We start from the raw sequence: 14391 nt of genomic DNA on the forward strand, positions 1-14391 counted from the left end.
GGCCAAATGGCGACGCGCTTCGACATCGCGCGCCAGATCGGCGGCGTATCTGTCGGCTGGAACAGCCGCGCCGCGCCGCCGCCGATCTGGCGCGCGATGTCGAAGCGCGTCGCCATTTGGCCCGGTGCCGACCAGGCGGCGCTCGACAGGTCGTATCCGTCGGGCGTCTCGTGATCGTACAGCCCTTCGCCCATCTGCCGGATCCAGCCGACCACCGGCTGCGGGTTGGTGACCATCCGGTCGCCATAGGCGAGCCGTACCGCGGACAGCGTATAGCCGACCGGGTCCTTGAACCCGCTGCCCAGCTTGCCTGAAAATTCGCGCGAGCGGATCATGGTCTTCAGCACTTCGGCGATGTCGCCATGGCTGCGGCGGAAGGTCGCGGTCATCCGGTCGACCAGAGCGGACGGCGGATTATCGCCCATGAAATAGGTCGCCAGTTTCAGCGAGACGCGATGCGCCGTCGCCGGACTCTCCGCGATCAGGTCCAGCGCCTGCTCGACCTCATGGAAGCCCGATCCCTGGATGGTGTGCCCCAGGAAGTGCTTGGTGCCGAAATCGTGGCGCGCCGGGTTGAACTCGAACAGCCCGGCGCGAAGATAGAGCGGCTGAAGCTCGGGCTTCAGCTTCGGCGCGTCGGGTTTCTGGTCGACGCCCACCCCGGTCAGGATGCGCGCCAGTTCCTGCACGTCCTGCTGGCTATAGCCCGAGCCGACGCCCATGGAGTGCAGCTCCATGATCTCGCGGGCGTAATTCTCGTTGATCTTGCCCTTGGCGTTCTGGTCATTGTCCAGATAGCGCAGCATCGCCGGGTGGCGCAGCGTCGCCTCCAGCAGGTCGCGGAACCGGCCCAGCGCATGGGCGCGGATCGTCTCTTCATAATCGCCGACCATCGCGCGGATGTCGCGCTTGTTCGCCTGGACGTTGAAATGGTTGAACCAGAACCAGGTCATCCGCTCGCGCAGTTGGTCGGGCGAATAGAGCGCGCGCAGGACGAAGCGCTGCCGTGCCTCGTCCGCCAGGCCGTTGAGCGTCTTCTGATAGGCTTCGCGCGCGACCTTGCGCTGGTCGAGGTTGGGGATCGCCTTCAGGTCGCGCTGCATCGCGTCGGTCTCGACGACCAGCGCGGCGACCGGCTCCTTGGAAATGCGCATCGCATCGATCTGCGCCTGCACCGCCGGGGGCAGGGGATCGGGCTGGTCGTCCAGCTGATGCCGCAGCCAGGCATCGCTGCCCGGCGCCGGGCCGGAGTCGGGTGCGGCCGAAGGGCCCCAGCCGAGCCGCTCGGCCCAGGCCGCATCGCGTGCCGGATCGGCGGCCTGGGCGGGAACCGCCGCGACCACCGCCGTGCCACATAACCAAGAAAAAGCGATCCGCGCCATGCCTCGCCCGTCCAGTGTCGCCACACGCCGAGCGGGCGCAGGCTTCGTGCGAGGCTAATGTGGCGAAACGAGGCTGAACCCCGCCTTGCCCGGACATGAAAAGACCGTCAGTCGGTGGCCATCAATCGGTCCCCGGCAGGGGACAGGGTAGGGTCAGCCGCGTAGTTCCAGGGCACGGGCGAACACCGCCTCGAACATCGCCTGGGTCAGCCGCCCGGTATTCTGGTTGTAGCGCGAGCAATGATAGCTATCGAGCACCACCGGGCCGCCCGGCATCCGGTGTTCGGCCAGATGGGCGAAGCGGGTCTTGGGCAGCTTGCCGCCCAGCGCCTTGACCACCGACTGGTGCGCAATCTGGCCCAGCGCGATCACGACCTTCAGGCGCGGCAGCGCCGCCAGCTCCTGGGTCAGGAAGGGGCGGCAGGTCCGGATCTCGTCGGGGGTCGGCTTGTTCTCCGGCGGCAGGCATTTGACCGCGTTCAGGATCACCGCCCCGGTCAGCGCCACGCCGTCATCGACGCGCGCGTCGAACTGTCCCTCGGCCAGACCGAAGGTGGCGAGCGTGCCGAACAGCAGGGGGCCCGCGCCATCGCCGGTGAAAGGGCGGCCGGTGCGGTGCGCACCATGCTTGCCCGGCGCCAGGCCGACGATCGCCAGCCAGGCGTCGGCGTCGCCGAACGGCGGCACGGGGGCGTTCCACCAGCCGGGATATTCGGCGGCGACCGCGTGGCGCAGCGCGGCCAAGCGGGGACAGAGCGGGCAGTCGTGCGGCGGCTGGATCGGGGCCAGGGCGGCGGGAATGGCGGGAAAGGATGCGTCGGGCATCGCACTCGGGTAGTCGGGGGACATGACGACGACAAGCTATGCCATCGCGCTGGGTTCCAACCGTCGGGGACGGCACGGACATCCGCAGGCCGAGGTCCGCGCGGCGCTGGCAGCGATCGGGGCCGCGATCGGAGAGGTTCGCGCCGTGTCGCCGATCATCACGACCGCGCCCATCGGCCCCTCGATCCGCGCCTTCGCCAATGCCGCCGCACTGGTCGATAGTCCGCTCGATCCGCCGGCGATGCTCAAGCGTCTGAAGGCGATCGAGCGCGATTTCGGGCGGCGGCGGGGACAACGCTGGGGCGCGCGGGTGATCGACCTGGACATCGTCCTGTGGTCGGGCGGGGTGTGGCGGTCGCCCGGCCTGGCCGTACCGCACCCGGCCTATGCGGCACGGGATTTCGTCCTGCATCCGCTGGCGGGCATTGCGGGCGACTGGCGCGATCCGCGCGACGGGCGGCGGGTACGTCATTTGCGACATGGTGTTGACCGCAGGCGTCCGCGCCCCTAGGTCGCTTCCACCCCGATGGCGGGTCCGTAGCTCAGTCGGTAGAGCAAGCGACTTTTAATCGAGAGGTCCCGGGTTCGAGTCCCGGCGGACCCACCACGGGGTTGTTTCAGCCGAAAAGCACAAGCGGCCGAGAGGGATTACAAGCCCGCGGACTCAGCCGGGCTCTCCCTGTTCGTGACGATCCAGAGCGCGAAATCCTGGCACATGACATACCGCGTCGGGGCGGCATAGGTCGGTGGAAATGCGAGCGCCTTGCCCGACCGCTATGCTTTGTTGCGCATATCGCAGAAAATTTCTGGGATAGGGTGCGGATGCTGCCGTTTCGCGTCGTCATGCTCGATAGAACCGATCGCCAACGGTCAGAGAGATCCGAGCCGCCTATGCCAGACGTCATTCGTCCCCCGCGTGCCCAATTCCTACGCAATGACGTCATCCGTGGGGGCATGGATCTCCTGCTATTCGCGCACAAGTCGCACCTGAATCATTCCGACAAGGAACTGGCCAAGCTGGGTCTCGGGCGCGCGCACCATCGCTGCCTCTATTTTGTCGCCAGGCAGCCCGATCTGAGTGTCGCTCAGCTCCTGGCGTTGCTCGGCGTCACCAAGCAATCCCTGGGACGTGTCCTGAGCGTTCTCGTCGAACGGGACCTTATTCGTCAGCGCCAAGGCGACAAGGACCGTCGCCAACGCCTGTTGCGGCTGTCGCCCGCCGGGGAAGCTCTCGAGCAAAGGCTATTCGCCGATCTGCGTGAGAATATGAGCCGGGCCTATGCCGCATCGGGCGAAGAGGCCGTTCTCGGCTATTGGACCATGATGCAGAACCTGATGAGTGCTGAAGCGCAGCAGCAATTCGCGACGTTTCACGCCATCAGCGGTCCCGGTGGGGCGAACTGAACGGCGCCGTCTGCCGATAGGGCGCGCGCGTCGGTAGCGATGCTGCCCGCCTGGTTGCGAGATAGGCCTGTTCGGGTTCCGACAGAGCGACTGCCGAAGACCCGAACAGGCAAAGACCCGTCAGCTCAGAAGGAGGACCAATCCTCTTCTGCGAGTGCCGCATTGCCCTGCGGCACGGCAACCGGCTTTCCAAGGAGGCGGGGTGCAGCGGTCGTCAGTCGCGCTTGAAGGGTGTGCACATTGGCTGGCGGGGCGGCGGTCTGCTGCCCGATCTGGAACCGCGCGATCTGACGCGCAAGGCCGTCGGCTTCGGTCGCCAGACCACGCGCCGCGGCGGTGGCTTCCTCGACCATCGCGGCGTTCTGTTGGGTGACGCTGTCCATTTCGCCGACGGCGGTATTGACCTGCTGGAGCCCGGTCGCCTGTTGTTCGGCGGCGTCGGCAATCTCGCCGACCAGGGTGCTGACCTCGACGATGCGCCCGATAATACCGGTCAGCGCCTGGCCGGTTTCGCCGACCAGCCGCACGCCCTCCGCAACCTGGGCGGACGAGGCGCTGATCCGGTCCTTCACGTCCTTGGCGGCATCGGCCGAACGCTGGGCCAGCGCGCGGACTTCCGAGGCGACAACCGCGAAGCCCTTGCCCGCATCGCCCGCGCGGGCGGCCTCGACCCCGGCGTTCAGGGCCAGCAGATTTGTCTGGAACGCGATGCCGTCGATGACGGCGATGATGTCCGAAATCTCGTTGGATCGACGCTCGATACCGCCCATCGCCTCGACGGCGTTCTGGACGACCCCGCCCGACTGCTCGGCCAGTTCGCGCGCGCTGCGCACGGCGGCATTCGCGCTCGCCGTCCGTTGCGCCGTCGCGCGCATCGTCGCGGTGATCTCCTCCATGGCCGAGGCCGTTTCCTCGAGGCTTGCCGCCTGCTGCTCGGTCCGCATCGACAGATCGTCCGAGGCGGTGCGGATTTCGCCCGCGCCGCCGTTGATGCCGGTGACCGCCGTCGCAACCTGCGCCATCGTATCCTGCAGGGATTCGGCCGCCGCGTTGAAATCGCTTTTCAGTTTGGCGAAGGGGCCGGTCAGATCCGCGTCCACGCGGGTCAGAAGATCGCCCTTCGCGAGACTCGAAAGCGCGCGCCCGATGCTGTCGACGATCAGGGTGGTCTGTTCGGCCTTCGCCCGTTCGGCCGCCATCAACTGATCGCGGAACTTGGTCATGGCGCTGGCCAGATCGCCGACTTCGTCTTGGCGATCGGCATCGGGCACGTGAACTTGCATGTTGCCCGCGGCCAGTTCGCCCATCGCGCTGGTCATGGCGTTCAGGGGCTTGGCGATCTGGCGGATCAGCAGGGTCAAGAGTGCGATGGTCAGCGCGATCGTCGCCAGGATCATCCCTATGGTGATCAGGCGTCCCGTCGCGGCCGTCTCCTGGGCCTCTGCGCGGGCCTTGTCCATGGCGGCCGTATAGGCGTCTTCCGCACGGCCCAGCGCCGCGTTCTGGGCGTCGTAATCCTTGACCTCCTGCAAGGCGCTCGCCTGCGCCGCATCGGTCTCGTCACGGTTCGACAGGGCGATGGTCTGCGGCACATGGTCGGTAAAGCGCTGCCAGATCGGCGCGAATTCCTCCATCGCGGCTTTGGCGACCGGATCCTGCTCCATCGACCGGACCTTGGCAAGCGACTGGTCGATCAAATCGAGTGAGGCGTGCATCGCCTTGTAATGCGCCGCCATCAATTCGGGCGACTTGGTGACGATATGGGTCATCTCCTCGGCGCGGACGTTCGAGGTCTGCGTGTCGATGAAATGGGTCAACTTCTGCAGGCGTGCCAGGCGAGAAGCGATATCCGACGTGCCTGCGCTCAAGGTATTCTGATTGCGGATGGAAAGCCCGCCGACAATCACAAGGGCAATGAGCAAAATGGCAAAACAAGCTATCAGCTTGGAACTGATCCGCAGGTTTCTCACAGCATTCTCCCGGCGCTGGGTAAACGATTACACATGTGCAGGGACGGCCGCACATCGGCCCGGGCATTAGGTAACACGGGTTAATAAAAACCTTTGCATAACGGCTTTTTGGAGCCCGACCTGGTCCTCCTCCTGCTAGCGCCGGGATGCGCAGGTCGGCAATTTCGGGCTGGCGAAGATCGTCGACCGGATCGCCGTCACCGGGCCGCGATCGGCGCGGAAGCGTCGCGGACGGTCGATTCATAGGGGGAGGGGCGACCGTAAAGATAGCCCTGGCCCAGTTGGCACCCCAATTGGCGGAGGAGCTGCGCCTCAATCTCGGTCTGGATGCCCTCGGCCACGACCAGCTTGCCCAGGCCGGTGCCCATGCCGACGATCGCGCTGACGATGGGCAGGGTGCTGCCGTCGGACTGATCCAGCCCGGCGACGAAGGAGCGGTCGATCTTGATCCGGTCGACCGGCAGGCGGCGCAGATGGATGAGCGAGGCATAGCCGGTGCCGAAATCGTCGAGCGCGATGCCCACCCCCGCCGCGTGCAATGTCCGCAGATTGGCCAGGATGCTGTCGGACGCCCGGTCCAGCATCACGCCTTCGGTCACTTCGACGCACAGCCGATCGGGGGCGATGCCGTGATGCGCCAGCCGATCGAGCACGTTGCGCGCGGCGCGGGGGCCGGTGAGCTGGGCGGAGGTGAAATTGACGCTGAGTCCGCTCAGCGGCTCACCCTGGTCGCGCAGCAGCGCCAGGGCCATCTCGAGCACATGATCCTGGATCCGCAACCCGATCCGCTCGGTGACCAGCACGTCGGCGAAGCGGTCCACCGACATCAGGCCGTGCTGGGGGTGGTTCCAGCGCAGCAGCGCTTCATGGCCGACGACGGTTTCGGTTTCGAGCGCGACGATGGGTTGCAGATAGAGGAGGAACTCGCCCCGCTCCAGCGCGCCCTCCGCCTCCTCGGCAAAGGCGACCTGCAAATCGCGCAGGCGGCTTTGCGCCAGATCATAGCGGATGTGACGCCCCCGCCCCCGCCGCTTGGCGGAATACAGCGCCAGATCGGCATTGTGATAGAGCAGGTCCAGCGCCTCGGCATCGTCGGGATAGCGGGCCGAGCCGATGCTGAGCGACACGATGCGTTCGGGGTCCTCGGGAAGCCATTTCTGGCCCTGCACCGTGCCGATCGCCTCGGCCAGTGCGGCGTCGACGGCCAGCGGGCCGGGGCACAGGATCGCGAATTCATCGCCGCCGATCCGCGCGATCCGCACATCGTCCAGCGGCTGAGACGCCGTCGCCAATGCCGATCCGATATGACGGAGCAGCGCGTCGCCGGAGCCATGGCCCAGACGGTCGTTGACGTCCTTCAGAAAATCGACATCGACCAGGAACAGGCTGAACGGGCTTTGGGTGTCGATCAGGGCCTGGGCATGATGCTGATAGGCCGCGCGGTTGCCCAGGCCGGTCAGAAAGTCGGTATGCGCGGCGGCGCGAAGCGTCCGGGTTTCGATCTGGTCGATCTCGCGACGCTGGCGGGCGCTCTCCAACTCGCGCTGGATCCGACGGAACCGGTCGGCGATCGCCAGCGAGAGCACCAGTGCTTCGAAGGCGAGCGCGGCGAAGCCGCCCATGTCGACCGCATCGCTCTGTTCCGCCAGCCCCAGATTGCGGGCCAGTCGCGCCACGAAGATGGCGATGACCGGCGTCCAGCCGATTATGTAGAACCAGACGACGCGGCTGCCGCGCCGCGCCGCGATCAGGCACGACACCGCGATGATCAGGCTGGTCCCGGCGAGCACATAGCTGAGCAGCTGGTCCATGAGGACGGGCGGCAGCACCGTGTCGGCCGATGCCATGATGCCCAGCAGCGCGCTGGCCCCGGCGAGCCAATGCCCGATGGTGCGGCAGGCGGCGGGCAGGATGCCATCCTCGATGACCGCAAAGAAGAACATGTTGCACACGCCGACCATCAGGCCGACCAGGACGAAGTCCATTCGTACCGCGATCGGCCCGACCAGATCGGGCACGACCAGCGCCGCCACATTGGTCCAGATCAGGCCATAGACCAGCGAGATCGAGACCCAGAGCAGATACCAGCGCTGGAAGGGCAGGCGCCGGCCTGTATGGATCACCAGATTGTAGAGCAGGGCCGATAGCAGCGTGCCGGCGAACAGGCCGACCAGCAGCCACCAATGCACGTCCTCGACGGCCACGCCCGCCCCCGGTCGGGCGACGACCTTGCGCATCAGGGACAGGTCGTCGATGTGTCGGAAGCCGAGATACAAGCCGCGTATCTCGCCCCCGGGCGGTGCGATCGCGAATTTCAGCAAGCCGCCCGGTGCCCAGCGCCCGCGTAAGTCGGTGGCGGAATAGGCCTGGCGGGCCGTGCCGTCGCGGGTGACGACCAGAACGGCGATCCGGTCGAACCGCGTCTGGTCGACCAGCAGATCCCAGTTCGCGGGCAGGCTGCGCAGGCGCGATGCGTCGAGCCGCAGCCACAGCCAGTCAGTGCCCCGCGTGGGCGCTTCAGCCCCGCATTGATAGGCGGCCGTAGCGATCTCTGCCCTGCTCGCACGGTCGGGCAAGGTCGCGCTGCACATATGGTCGTACAGGTCGATGGGCGCGGCCGAGGCTGTCCCCGGCACCAGCCACACCAAGAGCAATAACAATCCAAGGGCCGCCGCCCTGATATTCCGTCCCACGCTTACGGCCCCCTAGCCGACGCGTGCCATAGCCCTGCCTGCGAACGGATATCAAGAAACGATCCGGCGATCGAAAATTGCCGCTTTAGTCGAACAGGCTAGGGGATTCGCGAAGCTTACGGCATGGTCCGATCGTCAGCATTGGCGATGTTAATGAATTGATGTCGCAGAATATATTGAGTCTTTATCTTCCGCCTGTCTTCTATTGGCACCCGACATAACCTGTGGCGGAGCATGTCCCGAACGGCGCTTATCACCCGCAAAATACGGCGTTTCTGTTCAGTTCTTGGACTGGGCGATGCCACGATAGCCCTGGCACGCGCCATACATGCGACCCGCCAGCATACCTATGGATGCAGCGGCGTTATATTCCGGCGATGTGGTGGGTGGCTTTTGACTTGGCGACACTGGAGTCGCAGATCCGCGCAAATGGGATACGCGTCATCGAAGCGCAGGCGGGACGGGAGATCGTCCGAAAGGGCCGGGCCGGAAGCGGCCCCGGCCCGAACCCTTTGTCAGAACAGATGCTGGATCAGCTTCGACGCGCCGAACGCGACGCCGCCGACGGCCAGCCAGCTAACGGCCGCACCAAATGTCAGGATCATCAGGCGGTCGAGCGGCGAAATGACATGTTCGTCCATGGTGGGCATTCCTCTCCAACCGGTCGTCTCGCCGGTGTGTGTCAACTATGAGACAAGACGAGTTAAAAAACAAACCCGTTTTTCGAATAAGTGTGATCGGATAGTTGTGGGGGTAAATACCGCGTCTTGGATCAATCACATAGGGCGCCGCAATTCGGCGTGAAGGCCGGACCATGCTTGCCCAGGGCGGACATGCGGGCCACAGACCGGGCATGATGGCAGTGCTTTCATGACAAATCCGCGAATCGGCGCACAGTTGGACGACCAGCCCGAATCGACGATGGCGGAGCGGCCGCATCTGGCGACCATGCCCTTTGCCCTGCGTGGTGTCGCGTTGGGGGCAGTGGCGCTGGCACTGCTGTTGCTCTTCGGACTGGCGGTGGATCATTTTCCCTTCGCCTGGGACCGCGTCATCCTGACGGGTCTGCGCGCCCATGCGCGGTCGGAGGGCTTGCGTGCGGTGGCGGTGGACTTCACCGCCTTGGGCAGCGTGCCGGTGCTCATCCTCATGGTGGCAGGGGCGGCGCTGTTGCTGCTCGCACGCGGATGGTGGCTGACCGCGATCGCGACCGTGGCGGCGGGGATCAGCGGTGGGGCGGTCGTCACGCTGGTAAAGCACACCGTGGCGCGAGCGCGGCCCGATCTGGTGCCGCATTGGGTGGACGTGCACAATGCCAGCTTTCCCAGCGGCCATGCGGCGGGCAGTGCGATGGTCTATATGACGCTGGCGGCGCTCGCGACCCAGGCGACGCGGCATCGGCGACTGCGGCACATGATCGTCGCGCTCGCGGTGTTCCTGGTCGGCGCGATCGGGGTCAGCCGCGTCTATCTGGGCGTGCACTGGCCGTCCGACGTGGCGGCGGGCTGGTGTTTCGGCACGCTTTGGGCGCTCGGCTGGTGGTGGGCGACGGCGGCCGCCCGCGTCTCATGGGCGGCTGCGCGCCAGTAATGCTCGCGCCGCCTTCAGGTGCGGCGCATCGACCATCTTGCCGTCGAGCTGCAATGCGCCGGCACCGGGATGGGCCTCGAACAGGTCGACGATCGCCTGCGCCCGCGTAACGTCCTGGTCGGAGGGGGTGAAGGCGGCGTTGATGACGGGAACCTGCGCCGGGTGGATCGCCATCATGCCGGTAAAGCCGTCGCGATGGCCCCGCGCGGCATAGGCGGCGAGCCCATCGAGATTGCGGAAGTCGGGATAGACCGTCTCGATCGCCGCCACCCCGGCCGAATGGGCGCCGAATAGCGTCAGCGAGCGGGCAAGCTGATAGGGTGCGGTATAGCTGCCATCCGCCTCGCGCGCGGTGGTTGCGCCGATCGCGGCGGGCAGGTCTTCCGCGCCCCAGGTCAGGCCCGCCAGCGGCAAGGCGGACCCGGCATAGTCGCCCAGCCGGAACAGGGCGGCGGGCGTCTCAGTCGCGATCGGCAGGATCGGGATATGCGCGACCCCGCGTGCCGCCAGTGCGTGCAGGCTGACCAGCCCCTCGGCCTTGGGCAGGACGATGCCGTCGGGGCGCGCGGGCAGGATCGCGGCCAGATCGTCCGCCGCCATCGGTCCGTCCACGGGATTGATCCGCACGAACAGCCGCACATCGCCCCGGTCGGCCTCGGCCAGGAACCGCGCCACCGCTTCGCGCGCGCGCGGCTTGGCGTCGGGGGCGACCGCATCCTCCAGGTCGAGGATCAGCGCGTCCGCGCCCACTCCCATCGCCTTGGCCATGCGATCGGGCCGATCACCGGGCACGAAGAGGAGCGAGCGCAGCCGCACCGGCGTTTAGCGCCCCATCTCGGCCAGCTTGCGCTCCCAGGCCAGCGCGTCGCGGACGATGCCTTCCAGATCGTCACGCTCGGGCCGCCAGGGCAGGGTGGCCAGGATCGCGCCATTGTCGGCGACCAGCTCGGCGGGGTCGCCCGCGCGGCGGCCTTCCATCCGGCGCTCGATCTTCAGGTTGGTCACCCGGTCGACCGCGTCCAGCACTTCGAGGACCGAGAAGCCACGGCCATATCCGCAGTTGAGCGTATGGCTTTCGCCCGGCCGCTCGATAAGCAATTCCAGCGCGGCGACATGCGCGGCGGCGAGGTCCGAGACATGGATATAGTCGCGCACGCCGGTGCCGTCGCGCGTGGCGAAGTCGGTGCCATAGACGCCGACCGCCTCCCGCTTGCCGATCGCCGCCTCGACCGCGATCTTGATCAGGTGGGTCGCGCCGACCGTCGACTGGCCCGAGCGGCCCTGCGGGTCGGCACCGGCGACGTTGAAATAGCGCAGCGCGCAATAGTTCATCGGATGCGCGGCCGCGACGTCCTTCAGCATGATCTCGGTCATCAGCTTGGACATGCCGTACGGGTTGATCGGCGCCTTGGGATCGCTTTCCTTGATCGGCACGCGCTCGGGCGTGCCATAGGTGGCGGCGGTCGAGGAGAAGATGAAGTGCGCGACGCCCTCGGCCACTGCGCTTTCCATCAGCGAACGGCTGGCGGCGGTGTTGTTGCGATAATATTTGAGCGGGTCGCTGACCGACTCGGGCACGATGATCGAGCCCGCAAAATGCATGATCGCGCGGACCCGGTGCCCGCGGATCGCGGCGCGGACCGCGTCCTCGTCGGCGACATTGGCGACCACCAGAGAAGCGCGGGGATCGACCGCCCAGTCGAAGCCGGTGACCAGATTGTCGAGCACCACGACTTCATAGCCCGCATCCAGCAGCGCTAGCACCGCATGGCTGCCGATATAGCCGGCGCCGCCCGTCACCATCACCTTGCCGTCGATCGTCGCCATCGTTTTTTGTCCCGAGCCCTTGGATTGCCGTCGCCTAGCGTCTTCCTATCTAAGCACACAAGACTGCAAGGAGATTTCGCGTGACGGACTATGTGACACTGGCGGGCGGTTGTTTCTGGTGCACCGAGGCGGTGTTCAAGGACGTGATCGGGGTCGAATCGGTCGAAAGCGGCTATATCGGCGGCACCGTGCCCAACCCGACCTACAAGCAGGTGTGCGGCGGCGATACCGGCCATGCGGAGGCGATCCGCATCGGTTTCGATCCCGCACAGCTGGCGCTGGACGACCTGCTCGACATCTATTTCGCGACGCATGATCCGACGCAGCTCAACCGGCAGGGCAATGACGTGGGCACGCAATATCGCTCGGCGATGTTCCCGGCCGACGCGGCGCAGGAGGCCGCGATGAACGCGGCGAAAGCGCGCGCCCAGGCGGGATCCGACAAGCCGATCGTCACCACCATCGAGCCGATGGCGGAATGGTATCCGGCCGAGGATTATCACCAGGATTATTGGGAAACCTCGGGCCGGTCGAACCCCTATTGCATGGCGGTGATCCCGCCCAAGCTGCAGAAGCTGCGCAAGAGCTTCGCCGCCCGGTCGAAGGCGGTGACGGCGTAATTTGTGTCGGGGCGGGGTCGGGGCGCACGCTTCGACCTCGCTCGATGATGGCGAGGGGACGGGTATGGAGCCTCATTCCCGGTCGACGCCGAATTCCGTTCAGCCTGAGCGAAGTCGAAGGCCACGCTTCAACCTTGCCCCAAAACCCCCTCTTGGCCTTCGACTTCGCTCAGGCTGAACGGCGGTGGGGCATGGACCTTTGTCGACGTTACGACCCCGAGCCACCTGAACCTTACCGCGTCGCGGCCCGCCGCAACCGGTCGTTGATCGCCTCGCCGATCCCCTCGTTCGGGATCGGGGCGACGGCGAGGCGGGGCCGGTCGCTCGCATCCGCGCGGTGGAGCGCGTCGAACAGCCGGGCCGCCGCCTCCACCGGATCGCCGCTGGCCGACAGCGTGTCCTGCCCCGCCACCGCCCCGAAACCGATCAGCCACTCGTCCGGCTCGGCCGCCGTCACGACGAGCCGCAGGGCTTTGCGCGGCGCATAATGGCTGGCGAGCTGGCCTGGCGCGGTCACGATCGCGGGGGCTTCGGGGCCCTGCTCGACATCGCCCAGCACCGCCGCCAGCATCGCCGCCGTCACCGGGCCGGGGCGCAGGATGGTGCGGCCTGCGACGATGGTCGATTCCAGCCCGGCCTCGGTCGCGCCGTCGTCCAGGATCGGAATGGCGGGGCCCAGGCTGGCGCGGACATGGGCGGCACGGGTCGGGCTGATCCCGCCGCTGGCATTGGCGGACGGCGCGGCGAGAGGGCGGCCGCTCGCCGCGAGCAGGGCTTGCATCGCGCGGTGGCGCGGCACCCGGATCGCGACCGTGTCCAGCCCCGCCGTCACCAGCGCGGCGACGCCCGACCCGGGCTTGATGGGGCGGACCAGCGTCAGCGGGCCGGGCCAGAACGCCTCGGCCAGCGCCAGCGCCTCGGCATCGAACGTGGCCAGCGCCTGCGCCGCCGCGAGATCGGGGACATGGACGATCAGCGGGTTGAAGGACGGCCGCCCCTTGGCCGCATAGATGCGTGCGACCGCCGCGGCATCGGTGGCGTCGGCGGCCAGGCCATAGACCGTCTCGGTCGGCACCGCGACGATGCCGCCGTCCGCGATGACCCGTGCGGCGGCACGGACGGCGGCGTCGGAAAAGGGCAGGGTCGGATCGTCGGCGGGAAAGCTCATCGGGCGCGGCTATATCCGCTCGGGCCGCGCGCGATAAGGGGCGGGATGCTCGCCCCTTCGACAATCGCGATCGGGCATCCTATCTGCGCGGGATGTTCGATCTCGATTCCTATCTCGCCCGTATCGCCCTGCCGTCGCGCGTGACCGTCGATGCCGACGGGTTGGCGCGGCTGCAATGGGCGCATCGCCAGGCCATTCCGTTCGAAAATCTCGATGTCCGGCTCGGCCGTCCCATCGCCATCGACAGCGCAAGCGTCTCCGCCAAGCTGGTGACGGCCAAGCGCGGCGGCTATTGTTTCGAGCAGAACCGGCTGCTCCTCGACGCGCTGGCGGCGCATGGCTTTGCCGCCCGCCCGATCCTAGGCCGCGTCTGGCTGCGCGCCACCGACGTGCCGCCGCTGACGCATACGCTCAGCGTGGTCCATATCGACGGACAGGACTGGGTCGCCGATGCCGGGTTCGGGGGCAGCTATTCGCCGCCCATGCCGCTGGTCGACGGAGCCGAGGCGACCGCGCCCGACGGCGCGCGCTTCCGCCTGGTCCGCGACGTCCAGCACGGATGGATGCTGCTGCGCCACGGCCATCCGGGGCTGACCGACGGTCGCTCGACGGGCGAGGGGTGGGAGCCGCAATACAGCTTCACCATCGACCATGTCTGGGACGCGGATCTGGCGATGGGCAATCATTGGACCTCGACCGCCGAGGAAAGCCGGTTCCGCCAGGCGACGATCGCCAGCATCATCCTGCCGCGCGGCTTCGCCACGTTGACCGATCGTCATTATCGCCGGCGCGTCGCAGAGGACGAAACCGCCGCGACCATTGCCGACCCGCGCGTTTATCGGATGCGCATGAGCCTGATGTTCGGCATCGACCTGACGCCCGAGGAAACCGCGACGCTGTTTGCGGCCTGAT

General features: G+C 67.0%; 13 protein-coding genes and 1 tRNA gene. 6 read left to right on the forward strand and 8 right to left on the reverse strand.

The window, feature by feature from the left end:
* The coding region (locus QZ546_RS07925; RefSeq protein ID WP_294236052.1) for a DUF1800 domain-containing protein at positions 1 to 1382 on the reverse strand (1382 nt) is incomplete at its 3' end.
* A 153-nt stretch (positions 1383 to 1535) separates the two neighbouring features.
* On the reverse strand, positions 1536 to 2207 hold the full coding sequence (locus QZ546_RS07930) for a uracil-DNA glycosylase (protein ID WP_294236053.1): 672 nt from the start codon (positions 2205 to 2207) through the stop codon (positions 1536 to 1538).
* Positions 2208 to 2229: 22 nt separating this feature from the next.
* On the opposite strand from QZ546_RS07930, the gene folK reads away from it, so the two are divergent.
* From folK to QZ546_RS07945, 3 genes are all read left to right on the forward strand, one after another.
* Complete coding sequence (folK, locus tag QZ546_RS07935; RefSeq protein ID WP_294236054.1) at positions 2230 to 2718, forward strand: 2-amino-4-hydroxy-6-hydroxymethyldihydropteridine diphosphokinase; 489 nt, start codon at positions 2230 to 2232, stop codon at positions 2716 to 2718.
* Positions 2719 to 2738: 20 nt separating this feature from the next.
* Positions 2739 to 2814, forward strand: a tRNA-Lys gene (locus QZ546_RS07940).
* A 347-nt stretch (positions 2815 to 3161) separates the two neighbouring features.
* A complete protein-coding gene (locus tag QZ546_RS07945; RefSeq protein ID WP_294236055.1) occupies positions 3162 to 3611 on the forward strand; it encodes a MarR family transcriptional regulator in 450 nt (149 codons plus the stop codon).
* A gap of 125 nt (positions 3612 to 3736) precedes the next feature.
* Here the strand turns inward: QZ546_RS07945 and QZ546_RS07950 are convergent, their stop codons facing one another.
* The 3 genes from QZ546_RS07950 to QZ546_RS07960 all read right to left on the reverse strand — a co-directional run bounded on the left by QZ546_RS07950 (position 3737) and on the right by QZ546_RS07960 (position 8915).
* Positions 3737 to 5581, reverse strand: a complete 1845-nt coding sequence (locus QZ546_RS07950) for a methyl-accepting chemotaxis protein (protein WP_294236056.1) — start codon at positions 5579 to 5581, stop codon at positions 3737 to 3739.
* 197 nt (positions 5582 to 5778) lie between these two features.
* A complete protein-coding gene (locus tag QZ546_RS07955) occupies positions 5779 to 8241 on the reverse strand; it encodes an EAL domain-containing protein (RefSeq protein WP_294236057.1) in 2463 nt (820 codons plus the stop codon).
* A 548-nt stretch (positions 8242 to 8789) separates the two neighbouring features.
* The gene (locus tag QZ546_RS07960) at positions 8790 to 8915 is read right to left on the reverse strand and encodes a hypothetical protein (RefSeq protein WP_294236058.1); all 126 of its coding nucleotides are present in this window, start codon (positions 8913 to 8915) and stop codon (positions 8790 to 8792) included.
* Positions 8916 to 9144: 229 nt separating this feature from the next.
* On the opposite strand from QZ546_RS07960, the gene QZ546_RS07965 reads away from it, so the two are divergent.
* On the forward strand, positions 9145 to 9864 hold the full coding sequence (locus tag QZ546_RS07965; protein ID WP_294236059.1) for a phosphatase PAP2 family protein: 720 nt from the start codon (positions 9145 to 9147) through the stop codon (positions 9862 to 9864).
* Here the strand turns inward: QZ546_RS07965 and QZ546_RS07970 are convergent.
* Positions 9841 to 10680 carry a CoA ester lyase gene (locus tag QZ546_RS07970; RefSeq protein WP_294236060.1) on the reverse strand — a complete coding sequence of 280 codons (840 nt, stop codon included), beginning with the start codon at positions 10678 to 10680 and terminating at the stop codon, positions 9841 to 9843. The two genes, QZ546_RS07965 and QZ546_RS07970, sit on opposite strands and share 24 nt — an antisense overlap.
* 6 nt (positions 10681 to 10686) lie before the next feature.
* Positions 10687 to 11691 carry a UDP-glucose 4-epimerase GalE gene (galE, locus tag QZ546_RS07975; protein ID WP_294236061.1) on the reverse strand — a complete coding sequence of 335 codons (1005 nt, stop codon included), beginning with the start codon at positions 11689 to 11691 and terminating at the stop codon, positions 10687 to 10689.
* A gap of 80 nt (positions 11692 to 11771) precedes the next feature.
* Here galE and msrA point away from each other — a divergent pair, with 80 nt between their 5' ends.
* Positions 11772 to 12311: a peptide-methionine (S)-S-oxide reductase MsrA gene (gene msrA / locus QZ546_RS07980; RefSeq protein WP_294236062.1), complete on the forward strand. Its 540-nt coding sequence runs from the start codon at positions 11772 to 11774 to the stop codon at positions 12309 to 12311.
* Between the two features lie 232 nt (positions 12312 to 12543).
* Here the strand turns inward: msrA and QZ546_RS07985 are convergent, their stop codons facing one another.
* The gene (locus tag QZ546_RS07985; protein WP_294236063.1) at positions 12544 to 13479 is read right to left on the reverse strand and encodes an L-threonylcarbamoyladenylate synthase; all 936 of its coding nucleotides are present in this window, start codon (positions 13477 to 13479) and stop codon (positions 12544 to 12546) included.
* Between the two features lie 92 nt (positions 13480 to 13571).
* On the opposite strand from QZ546_RS07985, the gene QZ546_RS07990 reads away from it, so the two are divergent.
* Complete coding sequence (locus QZ546_RS07990) at positions 13572 to 14390, forward strand: arylamine N-acetyltransferase (protein WP_294236064.1); 819 nt, start codon at positions 13572 to 13574, stop codon at positions 14388 to 14390.
* Position 14391: the final 1 nt, after the last annotated feature.

It is taken from the genome of uncultured Sphingomonas sp., assembly GCF_913062585.1.
In the GTDB taxonomy this organism is placed as follows: Bacteria; Pseudomonadota; Alphaproteobacteria; order Sphingomonadales; family Sphingomonadaceae; genus Sphingomonas.

Bases quoted from the DNA above. Each gene is read 5' to 3' on its own strand.
- QZ546_RS07930 (WP_294236053.1), bottom strand. From the start codon at position 2,207: ATGCCCGACGCATCCTTTCCCGCCATTCCCGCCGCCCTGGCCCCGATC.
- folK (WP_294236054.1), top strand. From the start codon at position 2,230: ATGACGACGACAAGCTATGCCATCGCGCTGGGTTCCAACCGTCGGGGA.
- QZ546_RS07945 (WP_294236055.1), top strand. From the start codon at position 3,162: ATGGATCTCCTGCTATTCGCGCACAAGTCGCACCTGAATCATTCCGAC.
- QZ546_RS07960 (WP_294236058.1), bottom strand. From the start codon at position 8,915: ATGGACGAACATGTCATTTCGCCGCTCGACCGCCTGATGATCCTGACA.
- QZ546_RS07965 (WP_294236059.1), top strand. From the start codon at position 9,145: ATGACAAATCCGCGAATCGGCGCACAGTTGGACGACCAGCCCGAATCG.
- galE (WP_294236061.1), bottom strand. From the start codon at position 11,691: ATGGCGACGATCGACGGCAAGGTGATGGTGACGGGCGGCGCCGGCTAT.
- QZ546_RS07985 (WP_294236063.1), bottom strand. From the start codon at position 13,479: ATGAGCTTTCCCGCCGACGATCCGACCCTGCCCTTTTCCGACGCCGCC.
- QZ546_RS07990 (WP_294236064.1), top strand. From the start codon at position 13,572: ATGTTCGATCTCGATTCCTATCTCGCCCGTATCGCCCTGCCGTCGCGC.